Source organism: Pseudomonas gingeri (assembly GCF_013386115.1).
Classification (GTDB): Bacteria; Pseudomonadota; Gammaproteobacteria; order Pseudomonadales; family Pseudomonadaceae; genus Aquipseudomonas; species Aquipseudomonas gingeri.
Window position 1 is genome coordinate 618,428 of sequence record NZ_JACAOR010000007.1, and the last position, 26,556, is coordinate 644,983.

The 26,556-nt window shown below is 61.9% G+C and carries 23 protein-coding genes; 12 read left to right on the forward strand and 11 right to left on the reverse strand.

All coding sequences use genetic code 11. The features are described 5' to 3' along the window. Nucleotides 1-35: 35 nt before the first annotated feature. The 5 genes from HX881_RS15245 to sdhC all read right to left on the reverse strand — a co-directional run bounded on the left by HX881_RS15245 (nt 36) and on the right by sdhC (nt 6,399). Nucleotides 36-2,867, reverse strand: coding sequence for a 2-oxoglutarate dehydrogenase E1 component (locus HX881_RS15245; protein WP_177085269.1), 2,832 nt, complete (start codon nt 2,865-2,867; stop codon nt 36-38). Between the two features lie 291 nt (nt 2,868-3,158). Next, nucleotides 3,159-3,863 carry a succinate dehydrogenase iron-sulfur subunit gene (locus HX881_RS15250; protein WP_177057648.1) on the reverse strand — a complete coding sequence of 235 codons (705 nt, stop codon included), beginning with the start codon at nt 3,861-3,863 and terminating at the stop codon, nt 3,159-3,161. 11 nt (nt 3,864-3,874) lie between these two features. Beyond that, complete coding sequence (gene sdhA, locus HX881_RS15255) at nt 3,875-5,647, reverse strand: succinate dehydrogenase flavoprotein subunit (RefSeq protein WP_017127967.1); 1,773 nt, start codon at nt 5,645-5,647, stop codon at nt 3,875-3,877. Between the two features lie 3 nt (nt 5,648-5,650). Beyond that, complete coding sequence (sdhD, locus tag HX881_RS15260; RefSeq protein WP_017127966.1) at nt 5,651-6,019, reverse strand: succinate dehydrogenase, hydrophobic membrane anchor protein; 369 nt, start codon at nt 6,017-6,019, stop codon at nt 5,651-5,653. Then, a complete protein-coding gene (gene sdhC, locus HX881_RS15265) occupies nt 6,013-6,399 on the reverse strand; it encodes a succinate dehydrogenase, cytochrome b556 subunit (protein ID WP_177057650.1) in 387 nt (128 codons plus the stop codon). Before sdhC ends, sdhD begins: the two co-directional genes overlap by 7 nt. A 353-nt stretch (nt 6,400-6,752) precedes the next feature. Between sdhC and gltA the strand changes: the two genes are divergently transcribed. Next, entirely contained in the window at nt 6,753-8,042 is a 1,290-nt protein-coding gene (gltA, locus tag HX881_RS15270) for a citrate synthase (protein ID WP_017127964.1), read from the forward strand. 413 nt (nt 8,043-8,455) lie between these two features. Here the strand turns inward: gltA and HX881_RS15275 are convergent, their stop codons facing one another. The 3 genes from HX881_RS15275 to HX881_RS15285 form a co-directional block, all read right to left on the reverse strand. Further along, nucleotides 8,456-10,114, reverse strand: a complete 1,659-nt coding sequence (locus tag HX881_RS15275) for a cation acetate symporter (RefSeq protein WP_042936106.1) — start codon at nt 10,112-10,114, stop codon at nt 8,456-8,458. Then, nucleotides 10,111-10,422, reverse strand: coding sequence for a DUF485 domain-containing protein (locus tag HX881_RS15280; RefSeq protein WP_017127829.1), 312 nt, complete (start codon nt 10,420-10,422; stop codon nt 10,111-10,113). Before HX881_RS15280 ends, HX881_RS15275 begins: the two co-directional genes overlap by 4 nt. Nucleotides 10,423-10,636: 214 nt before the next feature. After that, nucleotides 10,637-11,488, reverse strand: coding sequence for a glycine betaine ABC transporter substrate-binding protein (locus HX881_RS15285; RefSeq protein WP_042936103.1), 852 nt, complete (start codon nt 11,486-11,488; stop codon nt 10,637-10,639). A 331-nt stretch (nt 11,489-11,819) separates the two neighbouring features. Between HX881_RS15285 and HX881_RS15290 the strand changes: the two genes are divergently transcribed. Continuing rightward, on the forward strand, nt 11,820-13,370 hold the full coding sequence (locus HX881_RS15290) for a glycoside hydrolase family 17 protein (RefSeq protein WP_177085271.1): 1,551 nt from the start codon (nt 11,820-11,822) through the stop codon (nt 13,368-13,370). A 107-nt stretch (nt 13,371-13,477) separates the two neighbouring features. Here HX881_RS15290 and HX881_RS15295 read toward each other — a convergent pair whose 3' ends face one another. Next, on the reverse strand, nt 13,478-13,837 hold the full coding sequence (locus HX881_RS15295; RefSeq protein ID WP_017127826.1) for a hypothetical protein: 360 nt from the start codon (nt 13,835-13,837) through the stop codon (nt 13,478-13,480). A gap of 237 nt (nt 13,838-14,074) precedes the next feature. Here HX881_RS15295 and HX881_RS15300 point away from each other — a divergent pair, with 237 nt between their 5' ends. From HX881_RS15300 to HX881_RS15310, 3 genes are all read left to right on the forward strand, one after another. Then, nucleotides 14,075-15,373 carry a serine protein kinase PrkA gene (locus tag HX881_RS15300; RefSeq protein WP_017127825.1) on the forward strand — a complete coding sequence of 433 codons (1,299 nt, stop codon included), beginning with the start codon at nt 14,075-14,077 and terminating at the stop codon, nt 15,371-15,373. Next, complete coding sequence (locus tag HX881_RS15305; protein ID WP_177085273.1) at nt 15,366-16,154, forward strand: MlaA family lipoprotein; 789 nt, start codon at nt 15,366-15,368, stop codon at nt 16,152-16,154. The genes HX881_RS15300 and HX881_RS15305 overlap by 8 nt, the downstream gene beginning before the upstream one ends. Nucleotides 16,155-16,278: 124 nt before the next feature. After that, nucleotides 16,279-17,082 (forward strand): Cof-type HAD-IIB family hydrolase, encoded by an 804-nt coding sequence (locus HX881_RS15310; protein ID WP_017127823.1) that lies wholly within the window; start codon nt 16,279-16,281, stop codon nt 17,080-17,082. Between the two features lie 67 nt (nt 17,083-17,149). Here HX881_RS15310 and HX881_RS15315 read toward each other — a convergent pair whose 3' ends face one another. Further along, nucleotides 17,150-18,334: a patatin-like phospholipase family protein gene (locus tag HX881_RS15315; RefSeq protein ID WP_042936100.1), complete on the reverse strand. Its 1,185-nt coding sequence runs from the start codon at nt 18,332-18,334 to the stop codon at nt 17,150-17,152. Nucleotides 18,335-18,420: 86 nt separating this feature from the next. Next, the gene (locus tag HX881_RS15320) at nt 18,421-19,356 is read right to left on the reverse strand and encodes a lipid A biosynthesis lauroyl acyltransferase (protein WP_177085275.1); all 936 of its coding nucleotides are present in this window, start codon (nt 19,354-19,356) and stop codon (nt 18,421-18,423) included. Nucleotides 19,357-19,476: 120 nt separating this feature from the next. On the opposite strand from HX881_RS15320, the gene minC reads away from it, so the two are divergent. The 7 genes from minC (at nt 19,477) to HX881_RS15355 (ending at nt 26,443) form a co-directional block, all read left to right on the forward strand. Next, on the forward strand, nt 19,477-20,214 hold the full coding sequence (gene minC, locus HX881_RS15325) for a septum site-determining protein MinC (RefSeq protein WP_042936251.1): 738 nt from the start codon (nt 19,477-19,479) through the stop codon (nt 20,212-20,214). Between the two features lie 203 nt (nt 20,215-20,417). Further along, nucleotides 20,418-21,230: a septum site-determining protein MinD gene (gene minD, locus HX881_RS15330; protein ID WP_017127819.1), complete on the forward strand. Its 813-nt coding sequence runs from the start codon at nt 20,418-20,420 to the stop codon at nt 21,228-21,230. Between the two features lie 3 nt (nt 21,231-21,233). After that, nucleotides 21,234-21,488: a cell division topological specificity factor MinE gene (gene minE / locus HX881_RS15335; RefSeq protein WP_007898843.1), complete on the forward strand. Its 255-nt coding sequence runs from the start codon at nt 21,234-21,236 to the stop codon at nt 21,486-21,488. Nucleotides 21,489-21,676: 188 nt separating this feature from the next. After that, on the forward strand, nt 21,677-22,312 hold the full coding sequence (locus HX881_RS15340; RefSeq protein ID WP_017127818.1) for an RluA family pseudouridine synthase: 636 nt from the start codon (nt 21,677-21,679) through the stop codon (nt 22,310-22,312). Nucleotides 22,313-22,493: 181 nt separating this feature from the next. Next, a complete protein-coding gene (locus HX881_RS15345; protein WP_017127817.1) occupies nt 22,494-23,783 on the forward strand; it encodes a M18 family aminopeptidase in 1,290 nt (429 codons plus the stop codon). A gap of 242 nt (nt 23,784-24,025) precedes the next feature. Continuing rightward, a complete protein-coding gene (locus HX881_RS15350; protein ID WP_017127816.1) occupies nt 24,026-24,208 on the forward strand; it encodes a hypothetical protein in 183 nt (60 codons plus the stop codon). A gap of 63 nt (nt 24,209-24,271) precedes the next feature. Continuing rightward, nucleotides 24,272-26,443, forward strand: a complete 2,172-nt coding sequence (locus HX881_RS15355) for a mechanosensitive ion channel family protein (protein WP_042936097.1) — start codon at nt 24,272-24,274, stop codon at nt 26,441-26,443. Nucleotides 26,444-26,556 lie beyond the last annotated feature (113 nt).

Consider the following 26,556-nt stretch of genomic DNA (forward strand, 5'->3'; position numbering starts at 1 on the left):
TGGTTCCTTAAATTCGGTTTCAGGTGCGCGAGGCGTTAAACAGTAAAGGCATCTTGCAACAGTTTTTCCTGCTGCTCGGCGTGCATCGATGCATAACCACAAGCAGGAGCAGCAGAAGCGTCACGACCGGCGTACTCGAGTGCGAGCGACTTGTCGTGGCCGCTGATGATGCGACGCATGTGATGCTGGCTGCTGTACCAGGCACCCTGGTTCATCGGCTCTTCCTGACACCAAACGATATGTTTGAGGTTCTTGTACGGAGCCAGGACTTCGATCAGGTCGTCCTCAGGGAATGGGTACAACTGCTCGATACGCACGATGGCGATATCGTCACGCTCTTCGGCACGGCGTTTTTCCAGCAGGTCGTAGTAGACCTTGCCGCTGCACAGAACCAGGCGCTGGACCTTTTTCGGATCCTGGGCGTCGATTTCCGGGATAACGGTCTGGAACGAGCCTTCGGCCAGATCTTCCAGCGTGGAGATCGCCAGCTTGTGACGCAGCAGCGACTTCGGTGTCAGCACGATCAGCGGCTTGCGCAGCGGACGGATGACCTGACGACGCAGCAGGTGGTAGATCTGAGCCGGGGTGGTCGGCACGCAAACCTGGACGTTGTGCTCGGCGCACAGTTGCAGGTAGCGCTCCAGACGGGCCGAGGAGTGCTCCGGACCCTGACCTTCATAACCGTGCGGCAGCAGCATGGTCAGGCCGCACAGACGACCCCACTTGTGCTCGCCACTGGTGATGAACTGGTCGACAACCACCTGGGCACCGTTGGCGAAGTCGCCGAACTGGGCTTCCCAGATAACCAGGGCATTCGGCGTGGTGGTCGAGTAACCGTACTCGAACGCCAGGACCGCTTCTTCCGACAGGAACGAGTCGTACAGGTCGAAGCGTGGCTGACCCTCGTACAGGTTCTGCAGCGGAATGTAGGTGCCCGCGTCCTTCTGGTTGTGCAGCACGGCATGACGGTGCGAGAACGTACCACGGCCGATGTCCTGGCCGGTCATGCGGATCGGGTGGCCTTCGAACGCCAGGGTCGCGTACGCCATGGTTTCGGCGTAACCCCAGTTGATCGGCAAGCCGCCGGCCTGCATTTTCTGACGATCTTCGTAGATCTTCGCGACCTGGCGCTGAACCACGAAGCCTTCCGGAATTTCCAGCAGCTTGGCGGACAGTTCCTGCAGGGTCTTCAGATCGAAGCGGGTATCGTGACGTGCAGTCCACGCGTGACCCAGGTAAGGGCGCCAGTCGACGAACAACTCCTTGTTCGGTTCCTTGACCAGGCTCTTGACCACGTGCAGACCGTTGTCCAGGGCGTTGCGGTATTCGTCGACCTTCGCCTGCACGCGCGCGTCATCCAGCACCTTGGCCTGAACCAGGCGCTCGGCGTACAGCTCACGGGTGGTGCGCTGCTTGGTGATCTGCTGGTACATCAGCGGCTGGGTGCCACTTGGCTCGTCAGCCTCGTTGTGACCACGACGACGGTAGCAGACCAGGTCGATCACCACGTCGCGCTTGTACTGCATGCGGTAGTCGACAGCCAGCTGGGTCACGAACAGCACGGCTTCCGGATCATCACCATTCACATGGAGGATCGGCGCCTGGATCATCTTCGCGACGTCGGTGGCGTACTCGGTGGAACGCGAGTCCAGCGGGTTGCTGATGGTGAAACCGACCTGGTTGTTGATCACGATGTGGATCGTGCCGCCCGTCTTGAAGCCGCGGGTCTGCGACATCTGGAAGGTTTCCATGACCACGCCCTGACCTGCGAACGCAGCGTCACCGTGGAGGGAAATCGGCAGAACCTTGTCACCGGTCGCATCGTTGCGACGGTCCTGGCGGGCACGAACCGAACCCTCGACCACCGGGGAAACGATTTCCAGGTGGGACGGGTTGAACGCCATGGCCAGGTGAACTTCGCCACCGGTGGTCATCACGTTGGACGAGAAGCCCTGGTGGTACTTGACGTCACCGGAACCCAGCTCGACCTTCTTCTTGCCTTCGAACTCGTCGAACAACTCGCGCGGGTTCTTGCCGAAGGTGTTGACCAGCACGTTGAGACGGCCGCGGTGGGCCATGCCGATAACGATTTCCTTGGTGCCGTAGGAGCCGGAACGCTGGATCATCTCGTCCAGCATCGGAATCAGGCTCTCGCCACCTTCCAGGCCGAAACGCTTGGTGCCCGGGTATTTGGTACCCAGGTATTTTTCCAGGCCTTCCGCGGCGGTGACGCGCTCGAGCAGGTGGCTCTTGATATCGGCGGAGAAGGTTGGACGGCCGCGCACGCTTTCCAGGCGCTGCTGGAACCAGTGGCGCTGCTCGGAATCGACGATGTGCGTGAACTCGGCGCCGATGGTGCGGCAATATGTCTGCTGCAACGCTTCGTGAATTTCGCGTAGGCTCGCTTCCTCTTTGCCGATGAACAGGTCGCCGGCACGGAAGATCGTATCAAGATCGGCATTGGTCAAGCCGTAATGATTGATCGACAGGTCTGCAGGTGCAGGACGCTGCCACAGTCCCAGCGGGTCAAGCTGGGCTGCCTGGTGGCCACGCATCCGATAGGCCTGGATCAATCGCAGCACTTCAACCTGCTTCTTCTCGTGCTCACTGCTCACGCTGCCGGCAGATACCGGTTGGGCGCGGCGCTGGTTCTTTGCCAGCAACACGAAATGCTCGCGGATTGTCGAGTGCGATACATCGGTGGCAGCGTTGCCGTCAGCGGGCAACGTCTGAAATTTGGTGCGCCATTCTTCTGGCACAGCGTTAGGGTCGTGCAGGTAGAGCTCATAAAGCTCTTCCACATAGGCAGCGTTACCACCTGAAAGATAGCCGCTGTTCCACATGCGCTGCATCACGCTTTCTTGCATGCTTGGTCACCCTCGGTTAGGGGACACCACCGGCGAAAACACCGAGCAAGCTTGCAAAAGTCCGAATGCCGCGACCTGAACAAGCCACCTAGGATCACGCTGATAGTCCGGGTACCAGCCCGGATGCCCCTGCTGGTCTCATTTCTTCAAAATAAGAGCCACAGCTTTGTGAGCCGTCGCTCAGGTTAAAACCACGGCGCGGGTTGAAGCCTGCGCCGCAGCTCTCTACGGGTACAGCGATGCCACTCTTTACAACACCGGTTCTACAACAGCCGGGTTACAGCAGCTGAGTCACACGCCGCTCTGCAGCAGCATGTTACGGATGTGACCGATGGCCTTAGTCGGGTTCAGGCCTTTCGGACATACGTTGACGCAGTTCATGATCCCGCGGCAGCGGAAGACGCTGAACGGGTCATCCAGCGAAGCCAGGCGCTCGGTCGTCTTGGTGTCGCGGCTGTCTGCCAGGAAGCGGTAGGCTTGCAGCAGGGCGGCCGGGCCCAGGAACTTGTCCGGGTTCCACCAGAAGGACGGGCAGGACGTCGAGCAGCAAGCGCACAGGATGCACTCGTACAGGCCGTCGAGCTTTTCACGCTCTTCAGGGGACTGCAGACGCTCGATGGCCGGAGCCGGCGTGTCGTTCTGCAGGAATGGCTTAACCTTCTCGTATTGCTTGTAGAAGATGCTCATATCGACGACCAGGTCACGGATAACCGGCAAACCAGGCAGAGGACGAACAACCAGCTTGTTACCCTTGACCACGGCGGACAGCGGCGTGATGCACGCCAGGCCGTTCTTGCCGTTGATGTTCATGCCGTCGGAACCGCAAACGCCTTCACGGCAGGAGCGACGGTAGGAGAACCCTTCGTCCTGCTCCTTGATCAGCGCCAGCACGTCCAGCACCATCAGGTCCTTGCCACCGGTATCGACCTGGAAAACCTGGGTTTTCGGGGCTGAGTCGGTGTCAGGGTTGTAACGATAAACTTCGACTTGCAACATGGCGGTCACCCTTAATAAGTCCGGACTTTAGGTTCGAAAGTCGGAACGGTCTTCGGCGAGAAGTTCACGGCTCGCTTGGTGACGCGCTTGTCACCCGGGAAGTACAGGGTGTGGCACAGCCAGTTTTCGTCGTCACGATCTTCGAAGTCTTCACGGGCATGGGCACCGCGGGACTCTTTGCGCACTTCGGCGGCGATAGCGGTTGCTTCGGCCACTTCCAGCAGGTTTTGCAGTTCCAGCGCTTCGATACGGGCAGTGTTGAACGCCTGCGACTTATCGTTGATCTTCACGTTGGCGATACGCTTGCGCAGGTCGGCCAGTTGCGCGATACCCTTCTGCATGTATTCGCCAGTACGGAATACACCGAAGTAGTTCTGCATGCAGCTTTGCAGCTCGCGACGCAGGGTTGCCACGTCTTCGCCATCGGTACGCTCGTTCAGGGCGGACAGACGCGCCAGGGCAGCTTCGATGTCAGCGTCGGTGGCGTCATCGTATTCGATGCCGTCGGTCAGGGCTTTTTCCAGGTGCAGGCCGGCCGCACGGCCGAAGACCACCAGGTCGAGCAGCGAGTTGCCGCCCAGGCGGTTGGCGCCGTGAACCGATACGCAAGCCACTTCACCTACCGCGAACAGGCCAGGAATGATCTGGTCCACGCCTTCGGCGTTCTGGGTGATGGCCTGGCCATGAATGTTGGTGGCAACGCCGCCCATCATATAGTGGCAGGTCGGTACGACCGGAACCGGGGCAACAACCGGGTCGACGTGCGCGAAAGTCTTCGACAGTTCGCAGATGCCTGGCAGACGGCTGTGCAGCACTTCCTCGCCCAGGTGGTCGAGCTTGAGCATCACATGGTCGCCATTCGGACCGCAACCGTTGCCGGCGATGATTTCCTTCACCATCGAACGGGCAACCACGTCGCGACCAGCCAGGTCCTTCGCGTTCGGAGCATAACGCTCCATGAAACGCTCGCCGTGCTTGTTGATCAGGTAACCACCTTCACCACGGCAACCTTCGGTCACCAGGACGCCGGCGCCGGCGATGCCGGTCGGGTGGAACTGCCACATTTCGATGTCTTGTACCGGTACGCCGGCACGCAGGGCCATGCCGACGCCGTCACCGGTGTTGATCAGGGCGTTGGTGGTCGAAGCGTAGATGCGCCCCGCACCGCCGGTGGCCAATACGGTGGCTTTCGAGCGGATGTAGGAGGTTTCACCGGTTTCGATGCAGATGGCGATCACACCGACGAACGCGCCGTCCTGGTTCTTCACCAGGTCAACGGCGTAGTACTCGTTCAGGAAGGTGGTGCCGGCTTTCAGGTTACCCTGGTAGAGGGTGTGCAGCAGCGCGTGACCGGTACGGTCAGAGGCTGCGCAGGTACGTGCCGCCTGGCCGCCCTTGCCGAAGTCCTTGGACTGGCCGCCGAACGGACGCTGGTAGATGCGGCCGGATTCGGTACGGGAGAACGGCAGGCCCATGTGGTCCAGTTCGAACACCGCAGCCGGGCCTTCCTGACACATGTACTCGATAGCGTCCTGGTCACCGATGTAGTCGGAACCCTTGACGGTATCGTACATGTGCCAGCGCCAGTCGTCGTTCGGGTCGGCCGAAGCGATGGCGCAGGTGATGCCACCCTGGGCGGACACGGTGTGCGAACGGGTCGGGAACACCTTGGTGATCACGGCCGTCTTGTGACCGCCCTGAGCCAGCTGCAGGGCGGCACGCATACCCGCGCCGCCGCCGCCGATGATGATGGCGTCGAAAGAAATCGTTGGAATGTTAGCCATGAATCAGATACCCCAGAGAATCTGCACACCCCAGACGAAGTACGCGAACATCGCAACGCCGCATACCACCTGGAAAAGGAAACGCACTACAGTCGCGGACTTGCCGAACGCCATCGGCGTCAGGTAGTCGGTCGCGATGGTCCACATGCCGACCCAGGCGTGAGCGCCCAGGGCCACCAGGGCCAGCAGACTGAAGATGCGCATCCAGCCGTGAGAGAACAGCTCATGCCACTGGGCATAGCCCAGGCCTGGGTTCGCAATGATGTATCCGATCAGGAACAGGAAATAAGCCGCGAGAACGACCGCCGACACGCGCTGTGCCATCCAGTCATAGAGGCCCGAACGCGAGAGGTTCGTGACGTTAGTTACCATATCCAGACTCCTGCCAGAACGATTACCACCACGGAAACGGCGATAACGATTTTCGAGCCCAGCTTGCCGCCTTCCAGCGTCTCACCGATGCCCATGTCCATGATCAGATGGCGCACGCCGGCAACCAGGTGATACAGCAAGGCGGACAGGATGCCCCAAATCACTAGCTTGGCTAGCGGACTGGTCAGACACGCTTTCACCTGACCGAAGCCTTCCTCGGAGCTCAGCGACTTGTCCAATGCGTAGAGCATGATGGCCAGGCTGACAAAGAGGATGACACCGGAGATACGGTGAAGAATGGACGTGTAAGCAGTGACTGGGAGTTTGATGGTCCTTAGGTCTAGGTTTACAGGTCGTTGGCTTTTCACGGCTTTTTTCACACTGAAGAGCCCCTAACAATCAGGGCAAAGTTGTTGGGCAAGTGCACTGGTCAGGTACCCACCACCCAGGGAGTGACGACCCCCAATGAAAACAGGCCCAAAAGCCCCTGGCGGTCGGACGCCGAGTATAGACAGTTAGGCTACTAATGACAACGCAAAGGACTACCCCTAATGGTGCATTGCGTTAGTGGGATAAAAGGCGTAAATAGCCGTCAATTTCGAGGAAAAATAGCGCTCAAAGCCCTCTGGCGCATGACTTTTGGCAAATTGACTTTCGAATTTATCTCACTATAGTGGTGCGGGCCCTGCGTGGGGGGCCTGTCTGATGATTTCAAGCATAAATAGGAGGCCACATGGCTGACAAAAAAGCGCAGTTGATCATCGAGGGCGCAGCCCCCGTCGAGCTGCCCATTTTAACCGGCACCGTTGGTCCCGATGTAATCGACGTGCGGGGCCTGACGGCCACGGGCCGGTTCACGTTCGACCCTGGCTTCATGTCGACTGCGTCCTGCGAGTCGAAAATCACCTATATCGACGGCGATAACGGCATTTTGCTGCATCGCGGCTACCCGATCGAGCAACTTGCCGAGAAATCGGACTACCTGGAAACCTGCTACCTGCTGCTCAACGGCGAACTGCCGACCGCAGAGCAGAAAGCCAAGTTCGTCAGCACCGTGAAGAACCACACCATGGTGCACGAGCAGTTGAAGACTTTCTTCAACGGCTTCCGTCGCGACGCCCACCCGATGGCCGTCATGTGCGGCGTGGTCGGCGCCCTGTCGGCCTTCTACCACGACTCCCTGGACATCAATAACCCCCAGCACCGCGAAATTTCCGCGGTCCGCCTGGTGGCCAAGATGCCGACCCTGGCAGCGATGGTTTACAAGTACTCCATGGGTCAACCCATGATGTACCCGCGCAACGACCTGTCGTACGCGGAAAACTTCCTGCACATGATGTTCAACACTCCGTGCGAGATCAAACCGATCAGCCCGGTGCTCGCCAAGGCCATGGACCGGATCTTCATCCTCCATGCCGACCACGAGCAGAACGCATCGACCTCCACCGTTCGTCTGGCGGGCTCCTCGGGTGCCAACCCGTTCGCCTGTATCGCCGCCGGTATCGCCGCACTGTGGGGCCCTGCCCACGGCGGTGCGAACGAAGCGGTACTGACCATGCTCGATGAAATCGGCGATGTCTCGAACATCGACAAGTTCATCGCCAAGGCCAAGGACAAGAACGATCCGTTCAAGCTGATGGGCTTCGGTCACCGGGTCTACAAGAACCGCGACCCACGTGCCACCGTGATGAAGCAGACCTGCGACGAAGTCCTCAAGGAACTGGGCATCAACAACGATCCTCAGCTGGAACTGGCCATGCGCCTCGAAGAGATCGCCCTGACCGATCCGTACTTCATCGAGCGCTCGCTGTACCCGAACGTCGACTTCTACTCGGGGATCATCCTCAAGGCGATCGGCATTCCAACCAGCATGTTCACCGTGATCTTCGCCCTGGCGCGGACCGTCGGCTGGATCTCCCACTGGAAGGAAATGCTCTCCAGCCCGTACAAGATCGGCCGTCCACGCCAGCTGTACACCGGCTACGAGTCACGTGACATCACCAAGCTGGAAGACCGCAAGTAAGGTCTGCCTCACGGTAGCTCCTTGACTGCACCCGACAGGGCCTCCATCTGGAGGCCCTGTTCGTTTCTGCCCGCGGACACTCCTGGCGCCCACACTGCCGCCTTCGCGGGCAAGCCCGCTCCCACAAGGTGTGCCACCGCCCCGTGGGAGCAGGGCTTGCCCGCGATGAACGGTAACGCGGCGTACCTGATCCACCCCGGTACTCCCATCGCCAGCAAGCCGGCTCCTACAGGTTCGTGTCTTACACCGGCTTGTGGTCGACACCCAACCGTGGGAGCGGGCTTGCCCGCGAAGAGGCCCTGACAGGCAGCACGAGATTCAAGGCCGCCACCTGCGCCCCCATAAAAAAGCCCCGGTCTCTCGACCGGGGCTTTTCGTTTCGGCACAACTTATATAGGGAAGCCGGTACTCCCTCAGTGGGAAACCGCCCCACTCGCCCCCAGACCAGTCTGCGAACGCACGAACTGCGGGAAGAACAGCGCCCGCTCGTTCTCGGCTGCAGCCGACTTGTCGGTGATGGAGAAGAACCAGATCCCGACAAACGCAATGATCATCGAGAACAGCGCCGGGTACTCATACGGGAAGATAGCCTTCTCGTGATGCATGATCTGCACCCAGATGGTCGGGCCGAGGATCATCAGGCCCACCGCGCTGACCAGGCCCATCCAGCCGCCGATCATGGCGCCACGGGTGGTCAGCTTCTTCCAGTACATGGAGAGCAGCAGCACCGGGAAGTTGCAACTGGCGGCAATGGAGAACGCCAGGCCGACCATGAACGCGATGTTCTGGCTTTCGAAGAGAATGCCCAGGCCGATCGCCAGCACGCCAAGGGCGATGGTGGTGATCTTCGACACCCGGATCTCATCCTTCTCGTTGGCCTTGCCCTTCTTGATCACGCTGGCATACAGGTCATGGGACACCGCCGAAGCGCCGGCCAGGGTCAGACCCGCCACTACCGCGAGGATGGTCGCGAACGCCACCGCCGAGATGAAGCCGAGGAAGACGCTGCCACCCACCGCGTTGGCCAGGTGTACCGCCGCCATGTTGTTACCGCCCAGCAAGGCACCCGCGGCATCCTTGAACGCCGGATTGGTGCTGACCAGCAGGATCGCGCCAAAGCCGATGATAAAGGTCAGGATGTAGAAGTAGCCGATGAAACCGGTGGCATACAGCACGCTCTTGCGCGCTTCCTTGGCGTCGCTCACGGTGAAGAAGCGCATCAGGATATGCGGCAGGCCAGCGGTACCGAACATCAGCGCCAGGCCGAGGGAGAACGCCGAGATCGGATCTTTCACCAGGCCGCCCGGGCTCATGATCGCCTCACCCTTGGGGTGAACCTTGATCGCTTCGGAGAACAGCGTGTTGAAGTCGAAGTTGACGTGCTTCATCACCATCAGCGCCATGAACGAGGCACCCGACAGCAGCAGCACCGCCTTGATGATCTGTACCCAGGTGGTGGCCAGCATGCCGCCGAACAACACATAGAGGCACATCAGGATGCCTACCAGGATCACCGCCACATAGTAGTCGAGGCCGAACAGCAGCTGGATCAGCTTGCCGGCACCGACCATCTGCGCGATCAGGTAGAACGCCACCACCACCAGCGAACCGCAGGCCGACAGCGAACGGATCTGGGTTTGCCCGAGGCGGTAGGACGCCACGTCGGCAAAGGTGTACTTGCCCAGGTTGCGCAGGCGCTCGGCGATCAGGAACAGGATGATCGGCCAGCCCACCAGGAAGCCGATGGAGTAGATCAGGCCATCGTAGCCGGAGGTGAACACCAGCGCGGAAATCCCCAGGAAGGACGCCGCCGACATGTAGTCGCCGGCAATCGCCAGGCCGTTCTGGAAACCGGTGATCTTGCCGCCCGCCGCATAATAGTCGGCAGCCGACTTGTTGCGCTTGGAGGCCCAGTAGGTGATGCACAGGGTGGCACCGACAAACGCGATGAACATCACGATCGCCGAGACGTTGAGGGGTTGCTTGTGCACTTCGCCGGCCAACGCATCGGCGGCCCACAGGGTGGGAGCGAAGGCCATGACGCCCAAGGCAGCTAGAAGACGCCGGATCATTGCTGAGCCTCCTTGAGAATCGCATTGTTCAGGTCGTCGAATTCGCCATTGGCGCGACGCACGTAGATTGCCGTGAGAATAAAGGCCGAAACAATCAGCCCGACACCAATCGGTATCCCCCAGGTAACGGAAGACGTGGGACTGAGCTTGGCGCCCAGCACCTGTGGCCCGTACGCAATCAGAAGAATGAAGCCCGAATACAACCCAAGCATGATCGCCGAAAGAATCCAGGCGAATCGTTCCCTTTTTCTGACCAGCTCCTTGAAACGCGGGCTGTTCTGAATCGAGAGGTAAATGCTGTCGTTCATTGTTTTTATCCTCGCAGCACAGATGAGATGAAACATTTTTCACTTTAGGCGGCTGTGGAAGCGAAACCAGACGACCTTAGTATTAGAACGACACTAGTCCAGATTCGGGGCGACGGCAGGCTGCGAGGCAAATCTTCAACAAACGGAAACACGAAGGCCGCCGGGCAGGACTGCCGGGCGGCCTTCGATACAGCGGTCTAGAGCCTTCGGGGTATTATTTGGTCCACTCGGCGACGCGGTCGGGGTGCTTGGCAACCCAGTCCTTGGCCGCCACTTCAGGCTTGGCACCGTCCTGGATCGCCAGCATGACTTCGCCGATTTCGTCTTTCGAGGCCCACTGGAATTTTTTCAGGAAAGCCGCCACTTCCGGCGCTTTCTTGTCCAGGCCCTTGCTGCCGATGCTGTTCACGGTTTCAGCCGCGCCGTACACGCCCTTCGGATCGTCGAGGAAACGCAGTTTCCACTTGGCGAACATCCAGTGCGGTACCCAGCCGGTCACGGCGATGGATTCGTTCTTCTCTTCGGCACGGGTCAGTTCGGCGATCATCGCCGCGCCCGAGCTGGCTTGCAGCTTGTAGGCGTCGAGGCCGTAGTCCTTGATGGCCTGGTCGGTCTTGAGCATCACACCCGAGCCGGCATCGATACCGACGATCTTGTTCTTGAAGGTCGTATCGTCCTTGAGGTCGGCGATGGATTTGGCCTTGACGTACTCCGGCACGATCAGCCCGATCTTGGCGTCCTTGAAGTTGGGGCCGTAGTCGACCACCTTGTCCTTGTTCTTGGCCCAGTACTCGCCATGGGTGACCGGCAGCCAGGCCGACAGCATCGCATCGAGCTTGCCGGTGGCGACGCCCTGCCACATGATCCCGGTGGCGACAGCCTGCAACTTCACGTCGTAACCCAACTTCTGCTTGATCACTTCAGCCGCCACGTTGGTGGTGGCAACGCTATCGGACCAGCCATCGACGTAACCAATGGTCACGGTCTTGGCATCGGCACTGGCCAGGTTGGAGCTGACCGCAAGCACCAGAGCGGCACCTGCGCCTAAGAGTCGTCGCATCTTCATCGTTACTTCCCCGAAAGTGCTGCGCCCGACGGCTGTCGAGCGGCATCAACGTATAGTTATGGTGCACGGCGCCCCCTTCACGCCTCACGGCCAAACCCGTTCGATCATCAGCGGAGTACTGACGCCCTGATCATCAACCCGACCCGCCAATCGACCTGCTCTGGCAGCGACCTCAAGGCAGCGAGAAACGACATCAGAACGCCAGCAATCAACGCTTCGGAAAAGTCCCACATTTATTGCGCCCGAACTTTGCATGACAAAATACTGCACAGGCCCAAGGCCCGGGTAATTCCGGGTAATATGCGCGGCTTTGTTCCCAGACGGCCTGACCATGCCCGCCACCGCCCGCTTCCCGCTCCTGCCCTATCTGTTCGCCTGCCTGCTGGGCATTTTCGCCCTCTGTGGTTTCTGGTACGGCCTCGGCCAGCCGGTGATCCTGCCGGATGCCGCGACCCCGACGCACAAGCTGCAATGCGCGTCCTACACACCGTTCGACAAGGATCAATCGCCCTTCGACCAGCCGTTCAAGCCGCGCCCGGAGCGCATGGATGCCGACCTGGCCCTGCTGGCGACCCGCTTCGAGTGCATTCGCACCTACTCCATGACCGGCCTGGAGGCCCTGCCGGAGCTGGCGCGCAAGCACGGCCTGAAGCTGATGATCGGCGCCTGGGTCAACAGCAACCCGGTGGACACGGAAAAGGAAGTCGATGCCCTGATCGCCTCGGCCAACGCCAACGCCGACGTGGTCACCGCGGTGATCGTCGGCAACGAAGCCCTGCTGCGCAAGGAAGTCACGGCGCCACAGCTGGTCAGGCTGATCCACAAGGTCAAGGCGCATGTGAAACAGCCGGTGACCTATGCCGACGTCTGGGAATTCTGGCTCAGCCACCCGGACGTCGCGCCGGCGGTGGACTTCCTGACCATTCACCTGCTGCCCTACTGGGAAGACGATCCGGCGGGAATCGACGCGGCCATCGATCATGTGGCGCAGATTCGCCAGACCTTCGGCAACCGCTTCGCGCCCAAGGATATCCTGATCGGTGAAACCGGCTGGCCGAGCGAAGGGCGCCAGCGCGAAACCGCGCTGCCGAGCCGGGTCAACGAAGCCCGTTTCATTCGCGGCTTTGTCACCCTGGCCGAACAGAACGGTTGGCACTACAACCTGATCGAAGCCTTCGACCAGCCCTGGAAGCGCGGCAGCGAAGGTGCGGTCGGCGGCTACTGGGGACTGTTCGACGCCGACCGCCAGGACAAGGGCATCCTCGCCGGGCCGGTATCGAACCTGCCGTACTGGCCGCAGTGGCTGGTGTTTGGTGGCCTGGTCCTGCTCGGCACCCTGCTCATCGGTGGGCGCGTGCGCAGTACCCGGGCCGCCCTGGTCCTGCCGCTGCTCGGCGCACTGGCCGCCTGTTCCATCGGCGCCTGGGGTGAATTGGTGCGGGTGACCAGCCGCTTTGCCAGCGAATGGATCTGGGCAGCCTTGCTGCTGGGCCTGAACCTGCTGGTGCTGAGCCACGCCACCCTGGCCCTGGGCAGCCGGGCCGGCTGGCGCGCGGGCGCCTTCGAATGGCTGGAGCGACGTGCCGGCTGGCTGCTGGCGAGCGCCGGGTTCGCCGGCGCGGTAATGATGCTGGAACTGGTCCTGGACCCGCGCTATCGCAGCTTCCCGAGTGCGGCGCTGCTGTTGCCGGCGCTGGCCTTCCTGGTTCGCCCGGTCCGCGCCCCGCGCGGGGAAACCGCCCTACTGGCCTTTATCATCGGCGCCGGGATCGCCCCGCAACTGTATCGCGAAGGCCTGGAAAACCCGCAGGCCTGGGGCTGGGCGGCGGTCAGCGTACTGATGGTCGCCGCGCTATGGCGCAGCCTGCGCGTGCGCCCCTGATCTGCGGGAGCCGGCTTGCTGGCGATTGCGATGTCGCAGTCAACTACCTTGTTGCCTGACACACCACAATCGCCAGCAGGCCGCCCCCTACAGGTCGAGACCTGCGCTCAGGCCGACCTGACCAGGCGCAACCCGCCAATCACCACCGCAAATACCGCCAGGCTGGTGTTGTACAACGCCAGCGCCGGAAAACCGACCAGCAGTGCCAGCACCGCCAGCACCCGACCGGCACGCCCCGGCACCAGGAACGCCAGCACCGCCGCGCCCAGGGCAGCCCAGCCCAGCACCTTGAAATGAATCAGCCAGCCCAGGTTCGAACGCGCCTGGCACTCCCAGCGCAGCGCCTCATCGACGCAGATACCGACCCACTGCCCGTCCTCCATCAACCCGTAGCGCACGCCGTAACTGGCAGCCAGCCACAGGGGCAGGACGATAAACAGCAGGATCAGCGGCAGACGGCGGGACATGAACAACTCCGATAGGCGAAAACGGCGCCCAGCATAATCGCCAAGACGGCGCATGCAAGCGTAAACAACGCCTGGCTGGTCAGCAAAATGAGGCAAAGTGTATCGTCTGTAGGCTATGGTCTGAATGAATACACGCCGATTGCATTATTTATGCAATGGGACATGGCACTTCGGCACTAGCGTAGTGGTCATAGCCTGCGACCCCCATTCAGCATTCTCCTTTAAAGGGATGTAGTCATGCTCCGTTCTCTGCGCCTCGCTGCTTTCATCGGCGGCCTCATTTTGAGTGCGTCCGCGCTGGCGGTCGATGTCGACGCCGCCAGCTATGGCTATCCGTTGACCAACCCGTTCGAAGCGACCATCGCCACGACCCCGCCGGAACTGCGCCCGCAACTGCCCAGCAACGAGGACATCGACCAGTCCGACTACCAGTTGAAACTGCGACCGGAACGCGAGTTCACCCTCCCGGACAACTTCTGGGCGGTCAAGAAGCTCACCTACCGCATCGCCCGGCAGGACCACGCCGCGCCGCTGATCTTCCTGATCGCCGGCACCGGCGCACGCTATGACAGCAGCATCAACGAGTACCTGAAAAAGCTCTATTACAAGGCCGGCTACCACGTCGTCCAGCTGTCGTCGCCCACCAGCTTCGACTTCATGAGCGCCGCCTCGCGCTTCGCCACGCCCGGGGTGAGCAAGGAAGACGCCGAAGACATGTACCGGGTGATGCAGGCGGTACGGGCGCAGAACCCGAAACTGCCGGTGACCGACTTCTACCTCACCGGCTACAGCCTCGGCGCCCTGGATGCGGCCTTTGTCAGCAAGCTGGACGAGACCCGCCGCAGCTTCAACTTCAAGAAAGTCCTGCTGCTCAATCCGCCGGTCAACCTCTATACCTCGATCACCAACCTCGACAAGCTGGTCCAGACCGAGGTCAAGGGCATCAACAACACCACGACTTTCTATGAACTGGTCCTGGCCAAGCTGACCCGCTACTTCCAACAGAAAGGCTATATCGACCTCAACGACGCCCTGCTCTACGACTTCCAGCAGTCCAGGCAGCACCTGACCAACGAACAGATGGCCATGCTGATCGGCACGTCCTTCCGGTTCTCGGCCGCGGACATCGCCTTTACCTCGGACCTGATCAACCGCCGCGGCCTGATCACCCCGCCCAAGTACCCGATCACCGAGGGCACCAGCCTGACGCCCATGCTCAAGCGTGCCCTGCAATGCGACTTCGACTGCTACCTGACCGAACAGGTGATTCCGATGTGGCGCGCCCGTACCGACGGCGGCAGCTTGCTGCAACTGGTGGACCAGGTCAGCCTCTATGCCCTCAAGGACTACCTGCATGACAGCCCGAAAATCGCCGTCATGCACAACGCCGACGACGTCATCCTCGGTCCGGGCGACCTGGGCTTCCTGCGCAGCACCTTTGGCGACCGCCTGACCGTCTACCCTCACGGCGGCCACTGCGGCAACCTCAATTACCGCGTCAACGCAGACGCCATGCTGGAGTTTTTCCGTGGCTAAACATCTGATGCTTATCGCTGCCCTGCTCTGCGCAGGCTACGCCCAGGCGGACAACAGCAAGGCCCACGACACCGTGGCACCCGACCCGGATGGCTTCACCGAGCCGTTGAAGAAACTCAAGTTCAACCCGGGCCTGGACCAGCGCGAATTCGAACGCTCGACGCTCAACGCGCTGAACGTCTACGACCCGCTGGAGTCCTGGAACCGCCGCGTCTACCACTTCAACTACCGCTTCGACGAGTGGGTGTTCCTGCCGGTGGTCGACGGTTACCGCTATGTCACGCCGACCTTCCTGCGCGAAGGGGTGAGCAATTTCTTCGGCAACCTGGGGGATATTTCCAACCTGCTCAACAGCCTGTTCCAGCTCAAGGGCAAGCGCTCGCTGGAAACCACCGGGCGGCTGCTGCTCAACACCACCATCGGCGTCGCCGGCCTGTGGGATCCGGCGACGAAGATGGGCCTGCCGCGCCAGAGCGAAGACTTCGGCCAGACCCTGGGCTTCTATGGCGTGCCGGGCGGTGCCTACCTGGTGCTGCCGTTCTTCGGCCCGTCGAACCTGCGTGATACCGGCGGCCTGGTCTTCGACTTCACCGCCGAATCCCAGATCAACTTCCTCAACGTCGCCGAGGTCAGCGAAAACCATCCGGAAATCTACGCCCTGCGGGCCATCGACAAGCGCTACACCACCAGTTTCCGCTACGGCCAGCTGAACTCGCCGTTCGAATACGAGAAGGTGCGCTACGTGTATACCGAGGCGCGCAAGCTGCAGATCGCCGAGTAATCGCCCCGCCCCGGACAGCGGCCCGCTCCGTCCGGGGCGGGTCGCTGTCAACCGAACGACACAATTGATCTCTACCGTCCTGCCGGGCAGACTCCTGCTACTCCCCACGGTCAAGGACACCACCATGTACAGCCTCATCGCCTCCGATCTGGACGGAACCCTGCTGCTTGCGGACGACCGCATCGGCGAGTTTTCCCGGTCGGTCCTGACCCGGCTCGTCGAATCCGGCAGGCACGTGGTGATCGCCACCGGTCGCAGCCAACCCGACGTCGAGTCGATCCTGCGCGACTACTCGCTGCCGGTGCACCTGATCACTTCCAACGGCGCCCGCATCACCAGCGCCTGCAAGAACCTGACGGCCAGCGAGCACCTGGCGGAACCCGTGGTCCGGGCATTGCTCGACGCGACCAGGGCCGACCCGGACCTGGTGATCAACGCCTACTGCGACTCGCGCTGGATCACCAACGCCGACAGCCAGTTGCTCGAGGACTTCAACCATAACGATGACTTCCAGCCCACGGTCCTGGCTGTCGATGCGTTTCCGGTCGAGGCGATCGAGAAAGTGTTCTTTATCCACAGGAACAAGGACCACGACGCGCTGGTGCTGCTCGACGGACGACTCAAGGCCCTGGTGGGCGACGCGGTGCACAGCACCTTTTCGGCGCCCTGGTGCCTGGAAATGATGGCCAGCACCGTGTCCAAGGGCAACGCCCTGAAAAAGCTCGCCGAATTCCTCGATGTGCCCATGAGCCAATGCATCGCCTTCGGCGACGGCATGAACGATGTCGAAATGCTCACGATGGCCGGCAAGGGCCTGATCATGGGCACCGCCCATCACAAGGTGATGCAGGCCCTGCCGGAACACGAAACCATCGGTGCCTGCACCGAGGAGTCGGTCGCCCGCTACCTGTCGGAGCACCTGCTGTAGAAGCCGGCTTGCCGGCGATGAGGCCCTTGCAGTGATGTTGTAGACGCTATCGCCGACAAGCCAGCGCCTACAGTGCGGAAGCTGTCTGTAACATCACCGAAGCCTGGGGCAGGCCGAGGAAGCGACACAGCTCGTCCCGCTTGGCCATCGCATCGCGGCGGCCGAGCTCGATCAACTCGCTGCAGTAACCGGCCTCGAACAACAGGTAGCTGAGCACGCCGGCACCACTGGTCTTGGTGGCGCCCGGCCCGCGCAGGAACAGGCGCAACGCCGGCGGCAGCTCATGGCGATGGCGCGCGGCGATCTCATCGATCGGCTGGCTCGGCGCGATCACCAGCACGTCCACCGGTGCCAGGCCCAGGCTGCGCGGTTGCGGCGGCAGCAACTGACTGAACTGGTTCAGTCGCTGCAACAACTCGATGTCGCTTTCCAGGCTGTCAATAAAGGTGCTGTTGAGCATATGCCCGCCGATCTGCGCCAGGCTCGGCTGCTGCCCGCCATAGATGCGTTCGGTGGTGGCCTGGGTATCGACCCCGCGCGGGTTGCCGCTGACCCCGACCACCAGCACACGGCTGGCCCCCAGGTGCAGTGCCGGACTGATCGGCGCCGACTGCCGCACGGCGCCGTCGCCGAAATACTCCTGGTCGAGCTTGACCGGTGCGAACAGCAATGGAATGGCCGAGCTGGCCAGCAGATGATCGACGGTCAACTGGGTCGGCAGGCCGATGCGGCGATGGCGCAACCAGGAGTCGATGGTGCCCTTGCCCTGGTAGAAGGTCACCGCCTGGCCCGACTCATAACCAAAGGCGGTCACCGCGACGGCACGCAATTGCTGGTGCTCGATGGCCTGCTCGATGCCCGGCAGATGGATCTTTTCGTTGAGCAGATCGCGCAGTGGAGAGCTGTTGAGCAGGGCCACCGGCACTTGCGCACCGAGGCCGAGCAGGCTGTGGCCGACAAAACGGGTCGCCTGGTGGATCACCCCTGGCCAGTCGCTGCGCAATACCCGGTGACTGCGAAAGTTCTGCCAGAAGGCGGTCAGGCGCTCGATGGCGGCAGTGAAGTTCATCGCCCCGCTGGCGAGGCTGACCGCATTGATCGCCCCCGCCGACGTGCCGACGATCACCGGAAACGGGTTGGCCGCCCCGGCCGGCAACAGCTCGGCAATCGCCGCCAGCACTCCCACCTGATACGCGGCTCGTGCGCCCCCACCCGAGAGAATCAGGCCGGTAACCGGTTCAGCTGGACTCATCGCGACACTCCGTCAATCAGGTAGCTCGTCATCATGAGCTACCTGATACACCAGGGCCTTCCCTTGCAGCAAGGGCAGGCGACGGTTTAGCGGCGTTTTTTATCGTAGAGCCTGGGCTCTCCCGGCGGCCGGCTCTTGAAGCGGCGATGGGTCCACAGGTACTGCTCGGGGCATTCGCGCAACGACACTTCGACCCAGCGGTTGATGCGCAGGCAATCGGCCTCTTCGGAGTCGGCGGGGAAATCCGCCAGCGGCGGATGGATCACCAGCCGATAGCCGCTGCCATCGGCCAGGCGCTCCTGGGTAAATGGCACCACCAGCGCCTTGCCCAGGCGGGCAAACTTGCTGGTCGCGGTGACGGTCGCCGCCTGGATGCCGAACAGTGGTACGAAGATGCTCTGCTTGATGCCATAGTCCTGGTCGGGGGCGTACCAGATCGCCCGGCCGGAGCGCAGCAACTTGAGCATGCCGCGCACGTCGTCGCGCTCGACGGCCAGGGAATCGAGGTTGTGCCGCTCACGCCCACGGCGCTGGATAAAATCGAACAGCGCGTTCTTGTGCTCGCGATACATGCCGTCGATGGTGTGTTGCTGGCCGAGCAGGGCCGCACCGATCTCCAGGGTGGTGAAATGCAGGGCCATGAGGATCACGCCCTTGCCCTCGAGCTGGGCCTGCTTCAGATGCTCGATTCCCTCGATATGGGCCAGGCGCGCCAGGCGCGGCTTGGCCCACCACCAGCTCATGGCCATTTCGAAGAAGGCGATACCGGTGGAGGCGAAGTTCTCCTTGAGCAGACGGCTGCGCTCGGCGGCGGACTTCTCCGGAAAACACAGCTCGAGGTTGCGCGCGGCGATCCGCCGGCGCTCACCGGCCACCCGATACATCAACGCCCCCAGCACACGGCCGATCCACAGCAGCGCGCCATAAGGCAACTGGACAATCAACCACAACAGCCCCAGCCCCAACCAGAGCAACCAGTAGCGCGGGTGAAAAAAAGCGGCTCGAAAACGCGGGCGATCCATTAATGATTCCGGACAGACACAGGGCCGCGCATTCTACAACGGTTCGACCCGGCTTGCGGGGCGCGGGCGTTCTCGTTATAAGTCTCGGCACTTTTAGTGACAAGCCGCGTTATGCCGACCATGAGCCAAACCGAACCGCTAGACCAGGATCCCGTGTTCCAGCTGAAGGGCAGCATGCTCGCCATCACGGTGCTGGAACTGTCGCAGAACAACCTCGATGTCCTCGACCGCCAACTGGCCGCCAAGGTTGCCCAGGCCCCCAACTTCTTCAGCAACACCCCGCTGGTCCTGGCGCTGGACAAGCTGCCCGCCGACCAGGGCGCCATCGACCTGCCCGGCCTGATGCGCGTCTGCCGGCAACACGGCCTGCGGACCCTGGCGATCCGCGCCAACCGCATCGAAGACATTGCCGCCGCCATTGCCATCGACCTGCCCGTCCTGCCGCCGTCCGGTGCCCGCGAACGTCCGGTCGATCCGACGGAAGGCGAAGTGAAGAAAAAACCGGAAAAACCGCCGGAGCCGACCATCAAGCCGACGAAAATCATCACCACCCCGGTACGCGGCGGCCAGCAGGTCTACGCCCAGGGCGGCGACCTGGTGGTGGTGTCTTCCGTCAGCCCCGGCGCGGAACTTCTGGCCGATGGCAACATCCATGTTTACGGGCCGATGCGTGGTCGTGCCCTGGCCGGCGTCAAGGGCGACACCAAGGCGCGGATTTTCTGCCAGCAGTTGAGTGCCGAACTGATCTCGATTGCCGGCCAGTACAAGGTTTCCGAGGATTTGCGTCGCGATCCGCTATGGGGGTCGGGCGTTCAGATCAGCTTGTCCGGCGACGTGTTGAACATCATCCGTCTTTAACGGATACTTGCCGCCATTTCCAAAACGTCGCCTTCTCGTAGCGAAAACAGCTTCAACGACGTAAGAAAACACGAAATGTAAACATTTACCCCCGGTACTTTGAACATTTCGTCGTCTCCCAGTTGAAGCTGCACGACTACAGTTGTTTTTCAGTGACGTTCTTCAGGGACTGGAAAGTCCTTTTTCCTTAGGGGTGAAACACCTTGGCCAAGATTCTCGTGGTTACATCCGGCAAGGGTGGTGTGGGTAAGACCACCACCAGCGCCGCCATCGGTACCGGCCTCGCGCTGCGCGGCCACAAGACAGTGATCGTCGACTTCGACGTCGGCCTGCGTAACCTCGACCTCATCATGGGCTGCGAACGCCGCGTGGTGTATGACTTCGTCAACGTCGTCAACGGCGAAGCCAACCTGCAGCAAGCCCTGATCAAGGACAAGCGCCTGGAGAACCTGTACGTGCTGGCGGCCAGCCAGACCCGTGACAAGGACGCGCTGACCAAGGAAGGCGTGGAAAAAGTCCTGATGGAACTCAAGGAAACCTTCGAGTTCGTGGTCTGCGACTCCCCGGCCGGTATCGAGACCGGTGCCCACCTGGCGATGTACTTCGCCGACGAAGCGATTGTCGTGACCAACCCGGAAGTCTCTTCGGTACGTGACTCCGACCGCATGCTCGGCCTGCTGGCCAGCAAGTCGCGTCGTGCCGAGAAAGGCGAAGAGCCGATCAAGGAACACCTGCTGCTGACCCGCTACAACCCGGAGCGCGTGAGCAAGGGCGAAATGCTCGGCGTCGAAGACGTCAAGGAAATCCTGGCAGTGACCCTGCTGGGCGTGATCCCGGAATCCCAGGCGGTGCTCAAGGCCTCCAACCAGGGCGTACCGGTGATCCTCGACGACCAGAGCGATGCTGGCCAGGCCTACAGCGACGCGGTTGACCGTCTGCTGGGCAAGACCGTCGAGCATCGTTTCCTCGATGCACAGAAGAAGGGATTCTTCGAGCGCCTGTTTGGAGGCAACTAAGCAATGAACCTTTTTGACTTCTTTCGTGCCAGCAAAAAAGTAAGCACCGCGTCGGTCGCGAAAGAGCGTCTGCAGATCATCGTGGCGCACGAACGCGGCCAACGCAGTACCCCGGATTACCTGCCCGCCCTGCAAAAGGAGTTGGTGGAAGTGATCCGCAAGTACGTCAATATCGGGTCCGATGACGTGCACGTTGCCCTGGAAAACCAGGGCAGCTGCTCGATCCTGGAACTCAATATCACCCTGCCTGATCGTTGATCGATCCGGTCGGAGCCACGGCGGCTCGGTGATATTCACCCTTAACTGTCGTGGGAGCCGGCTTGCTGGCGATAGAATCAACTCGGTTTATCAGGTAAACCGCGTCGATGCGATCGCCAGCAAGCCGGCTCCTACAGTCGGGTGAATATCATCGGGCCGCCGTTGGCGTTTGTTACGAGACTGTTTTAATGCCGCTGTCCAATATCCGCATCATCCACCAGGACGCCGCCGTACTGGTGGTGGACAAACCGACCCTGCTGCTCTCCGTCCCGGGCCGGGCCGATGACAACAAGGACTGCCTGATCACCCGCCTGCAGGAAAACGGCTACCCCGAAGCCCGTATCGTGCACCGGCTGGACTGGGAAACCTCGGGCATCATCCTGCTGGCCCGCGATGCCGATAGCCACCGCGAACTGTCGCGGCAGTTCCATGACCGCGAAACCGAAAAGGCCTACACCGCGCTGTGCTGGGGCCAGCCGGAACTGGACAGCGGCAGCATCGACCTGCCTTTGCGCTACGACCCGCCGACCAAGCCCCGCCATGTGGTCGACCACGAGTTCGGCAAGCACGCGCTGACCTTCTGGAAAGTGCTGGAACGTCAGGGTGACTGGTGCCGTGTCGAGTTGACTCCGATCACCGGACGCTCGCACCAGTTGCGCGTGCACATGCTCTCCATTGGCCATCCGCTGCTCGGTGACGGCCTGTACGCCCATCCGCAGGCACTGGCGGCCTGGCCACGGCTGTGCCTGCACGCGAGCATGCTGAGCTTCACCCACCCGCAGAGTGGCGAACGCCTGCGCTTCGAGTGCCCCGCCCCCTTCTGATATCGCGCAAACGCTACCAGGACAAACCGGCTTCGCTTTCGCCACTGCCAAGCTCCCCACAGGAGCCGGCCTGCCGGCGATAGAGCCCGTGAGAACGGCACAAACCTCAAGGCCGCCATCGCCGGCAAGCCGGCTCCCACAAGATACGGTAAACTTCCGGCACTGCTGTCTGGAGCTACTTATGCGCGAAGAGTTGAACCAAGGCCTGATCGACTTCCTCAAGGCCTCCCCCACCCCCTTTCATGCCACTGCCAGCCTGGTCCAGCGCCTGGAAGCGGCGGGTTACCAGCGTCTCGACGAACGCGAGACCTGGAACACCGAAGCCAACGGTCGCTACTACGTCACCCGGAACGACTCCTCCATCGTCGCCATCAAGCTCGGCCGCGCTTCGCCACTGCTCGATGGCATTCGCATGGTCGGCGCCCACACCGACAGCCCGTGCCTGCGCGTCAAGCCGCAACCCGAACTGCAGCGCCAGGGCTTCTGGCAACTGGGCGTCGAAGTCTATGGCGGTGCCCTGCTCGCCCCCTGGTTCGACCGCGACCTGTCCCTGGCCGGCCGTGTCACCTTCCGCCGCGACGGCAAGGTCGAAAGCCAGTTGATCGACTTCAAGGCCCCCATCGCGACCATTCCCAACCTGGCGATTCACCTCAACCGTGAAGCCAACCAGGGCTGGGCGATCAATGCGCAGAACGAACTGCCGCCGATCCTCGCGCAGTTCGCCGGTGACGAGCGGGTGGATTTCCGCGCCGTGCTCACCGAGCAACTGGCCCGCGAACATGGCCTCAACGCCGATGTGGTGCTCGACTACGAGCTGAGTTTCTACGACACCCAGGCCGCCGCCGTGATCGGCCTCAACGGCGACTTCATCGCCGGCGCCCGCCTGGACAACCTGCTGTCCTGCTACGCCGGCCTGCAAGCATTGCTCACCGCCGACACCGAGGAAACCTGCGTCCTGGTCTGCAACGACCATGAGGAAGTCGGTTCCTGTTCCGCCTGCGGCGCCGACGGCCCGATGCTCGAACAGACCCTGCGCCGCCTGCTGCCCGAAGGCGACGAGTTCGTCCGGACGATCCAGAAATCCCTGCTGGTCTCGGCCGACAATGCCCATGGCGTACACCCGAACTACGCCGACAAGCACGACGCCAACCATGGCCCGAAACTCAACGCCGGCCCGGTGATCAAGGTCAACAGCAACCAGCGCTACGCCACCAACAGCGAAACCGCCGGTTTCTTCCGCCACCTGTGCATGGCCGAAGAAGTCCCGGTGCAGAGCTTCGTGGTCCGCAGCGACATGGGTTGCGGCTCGACCATCGGCCCGATCACCGCCAGCCACCTGGGCGTGCGCACGGTGGATATCGGCCTGCCGACCTTCGCCATGCACTCGATCCGCGAACTCGCGGGCAGCCATGACCTGGCGCACCTGGTCAAGGTCCTCAGCGCCTTCTTCGCCAGCCGCGAACTGCCGTAGTCCCCGACGCAACACCGCACCTGCGGGAGCGGGCTTGCCCGCGAAGCTTTTGTTGATCGTTCCCACGCCCTGCGTGGGAATGCAGCCCGTGACGCTCCACGTCACAAGAGCCTCCAGCGAGACATTCAAATAGCCCGCCCCCACACAAACCCGATCAGGGTGTGCAATCACCGATACACATCAATACACATCCCGCCAAAGCGACCTAGACTCAAGGTATCCCCCTCGACAAGGCCGTCGCGATGATCAGCCCACTTGCGTTTCACTCGATGCTTATCCCGATCCTGGCAGGCATGTTGATGCTGGCCGTCGGCTTCAACTTCCGTGAGCGCAATGCCGGTCCCGTGCTGATCTGGCTGGGCATGTTGTGCATCCTCGGCACCGTGGTCTACAAGATCCTCGCCAAACTGGCTGAAGCTGAATAAATGCGCGACGCCTGAGGCTGGCGTACACTCGGTCGATCCGTATCCCGTATGGTTGACTGCCTAGTGTTCGCCCGTCTTTTCGCTCTGCCCGCCTGCCTGTTCATCTGCCTGCTGACGCTGATGCCGTTGGCCCCCGCCCAGGCGGTCGGCCTGCCCAGCCTGTTGAACAGCGCCGACAAAAACCAGCCGCAACCGACCGAGCCCCTGGCCCAGTCGCTGGACGAAGTGATCAAGAACCTGGAAAACGACCAGCAGCGCAGCAAGCTGCTGAGCGATCTGAAAAAGCTCCGGGACAGCACCAAGAAGGCCCAGCCGGTCACCGAGGAAGGCGTGCTCGGCCTGATCGGCAGCACCCTGTCCAACCTCGAGAAACAGTTCACCGGCACTGACAGTCCGCTCAATCGCTGGTCACAGGAGTTCGACCTGGCCCAGGAGGAAATGCTCGCGCTGATGCTTCCGGCCAGCGAATGGCTGCCGATCATCTTCGCCTTCGCACTGATCCTGCTGCTGTGGAGCTTCCTCGCCTGGACCATGATCTGGCTCAGCCACCGGGTCCGCCTGCGCTTCGGCCTGACCGAGGAACTGCCCCAGCATCCGCGCACGGTCGACCTGCTGCGCTTTGCCCTGCGCAAGCTCGGTCCCTGGATGATCGCCCTGCTGATTACCGTGTACATGGGCTACGCCCTGCCCTCGTCCCTGGGCAAGGACCTGGCGATGGTGCTGGCCTATGCACTGGTGGTCGGCACCTGTTTCTCGGCGATCTGCGTGATCGCCTTCTCCGTGCTCGACGGACCGCACCGCCACCAGGCCCTGCACATCCTGCGGCACCGGGCTTTCCGGCCGCTGTGGCTGATCGGCAGTTTTGCCGCGTTCGGCGAGGCCCTCGGCGATCCGCGCCTGGTCGCCAGCCTCGGCAGCCACCTGGCGCACACCGCCGCGACCTTCGCCAATGTCATGGCGGCGCTGTCCACCGGACTGTTCATCCTGCGGTTCCGCCGGCCCATCGCCCACCTGATCCGCAACCAGCCGCTGTCCCGACGCCTGACCCGGCGCGCCCTCAGCGATACCATCGAGATCCTCGGCACCTTCTGGTTCGTCCCCGCCCTGATCCTGGTGGCGATCTCGCTGTTCGCCACCTTCGTCTCCGCCGGCGATACCAGCACCGCCCTGCGCCAGTCGCTGATCTGCACCGTGCTGGTGGTGCTGTGCATGGTGATCAACGGCCTGGTCCGGCGCCATGCCCTCAAGCCGCAACGCGGACACAAGCGCCACGCGCTGTATTCCGAGCGATTGAAGAGTTTTTGCTACACCCTGGTGCACCTGTTTGTCTGGCTGGTCTTTATCGAACTGGGCCTGCGGGTCTGGGGCATGTCGCTGATCCGCTTTACCGAAGGCGAAGGCCACGAGGTCAGCGTCAGGCTGTTCAGCCTGGGCGGCACGCTGATTTTCGCCTGGCTGGTGTGGATTCTCAGCGACACCGCCGTGCATCACGCCCTGACCCGCTCGCGCAAGGGCCTGGCCAATGCCCGGGCGCAGACCATGATGCCGCTGATCCGCAACGTGCTGTTCGTGGCGATCTTCATCATCGCGTTGATCGTCGCCCTGGCGAACATGGGCATGAACGTCACGCCGCTGCTGGCCGGTGCCGGCGTGATCGGCCTGGCGATCGGTTTTGGTGCGCAGTCACTGGTGGCGGACCTGATCACCGGGTTGTTCATCATCATCGAGGACTCCCTGGCCATCGACGACTACGTGGATGTCGGCGGCCACCTCGGCACCGTCGAAGGCCTGACCATCCGCACCGTGCGGCTGCGGGACATCGACGGCATCGTGCATACCATCCCGTTCAGCGAGATCAAGAGCATCAAGAACTACTCGCGGGAGTTCGGCTATGCGATCTTCCGGGTGGCGATCCCCTACAACATGCCGATTGACGATGCGATCAAGCTGATGCGCGATGTCGGCCAGAAGATGCGCACCGACCCGCTGCAGCGGCGCAATATCTGGTCGCCGCTGGAGATCCAGGGCGTCGAGAGCTTCGAGTCGGGCAGCGCGATCCTGCGCGCCCGGTTCAAGACCGCGCCGATCAAGCAGTGGGAAGTCTCACGGGCGTTCAACCTGTCGTTGAAACGCACCATGGACGAGGCCGGGCTGGACCTGGCGACCCCGCGTCTGAGCGTGCAGGTGGTCACCGCCGGCGGCGGTCCGGAAACGGAATCCACGCCAAAATCTTGAACACACCACTGAATTGTAGGAGCCGGCTTGCTGGCGATGCCATCTGATGGCCACATCGCTGCCGCCTGGAAAGCCGCTATCGCCAGCAAGCCGGCTCCCACAAAATCCGCGTC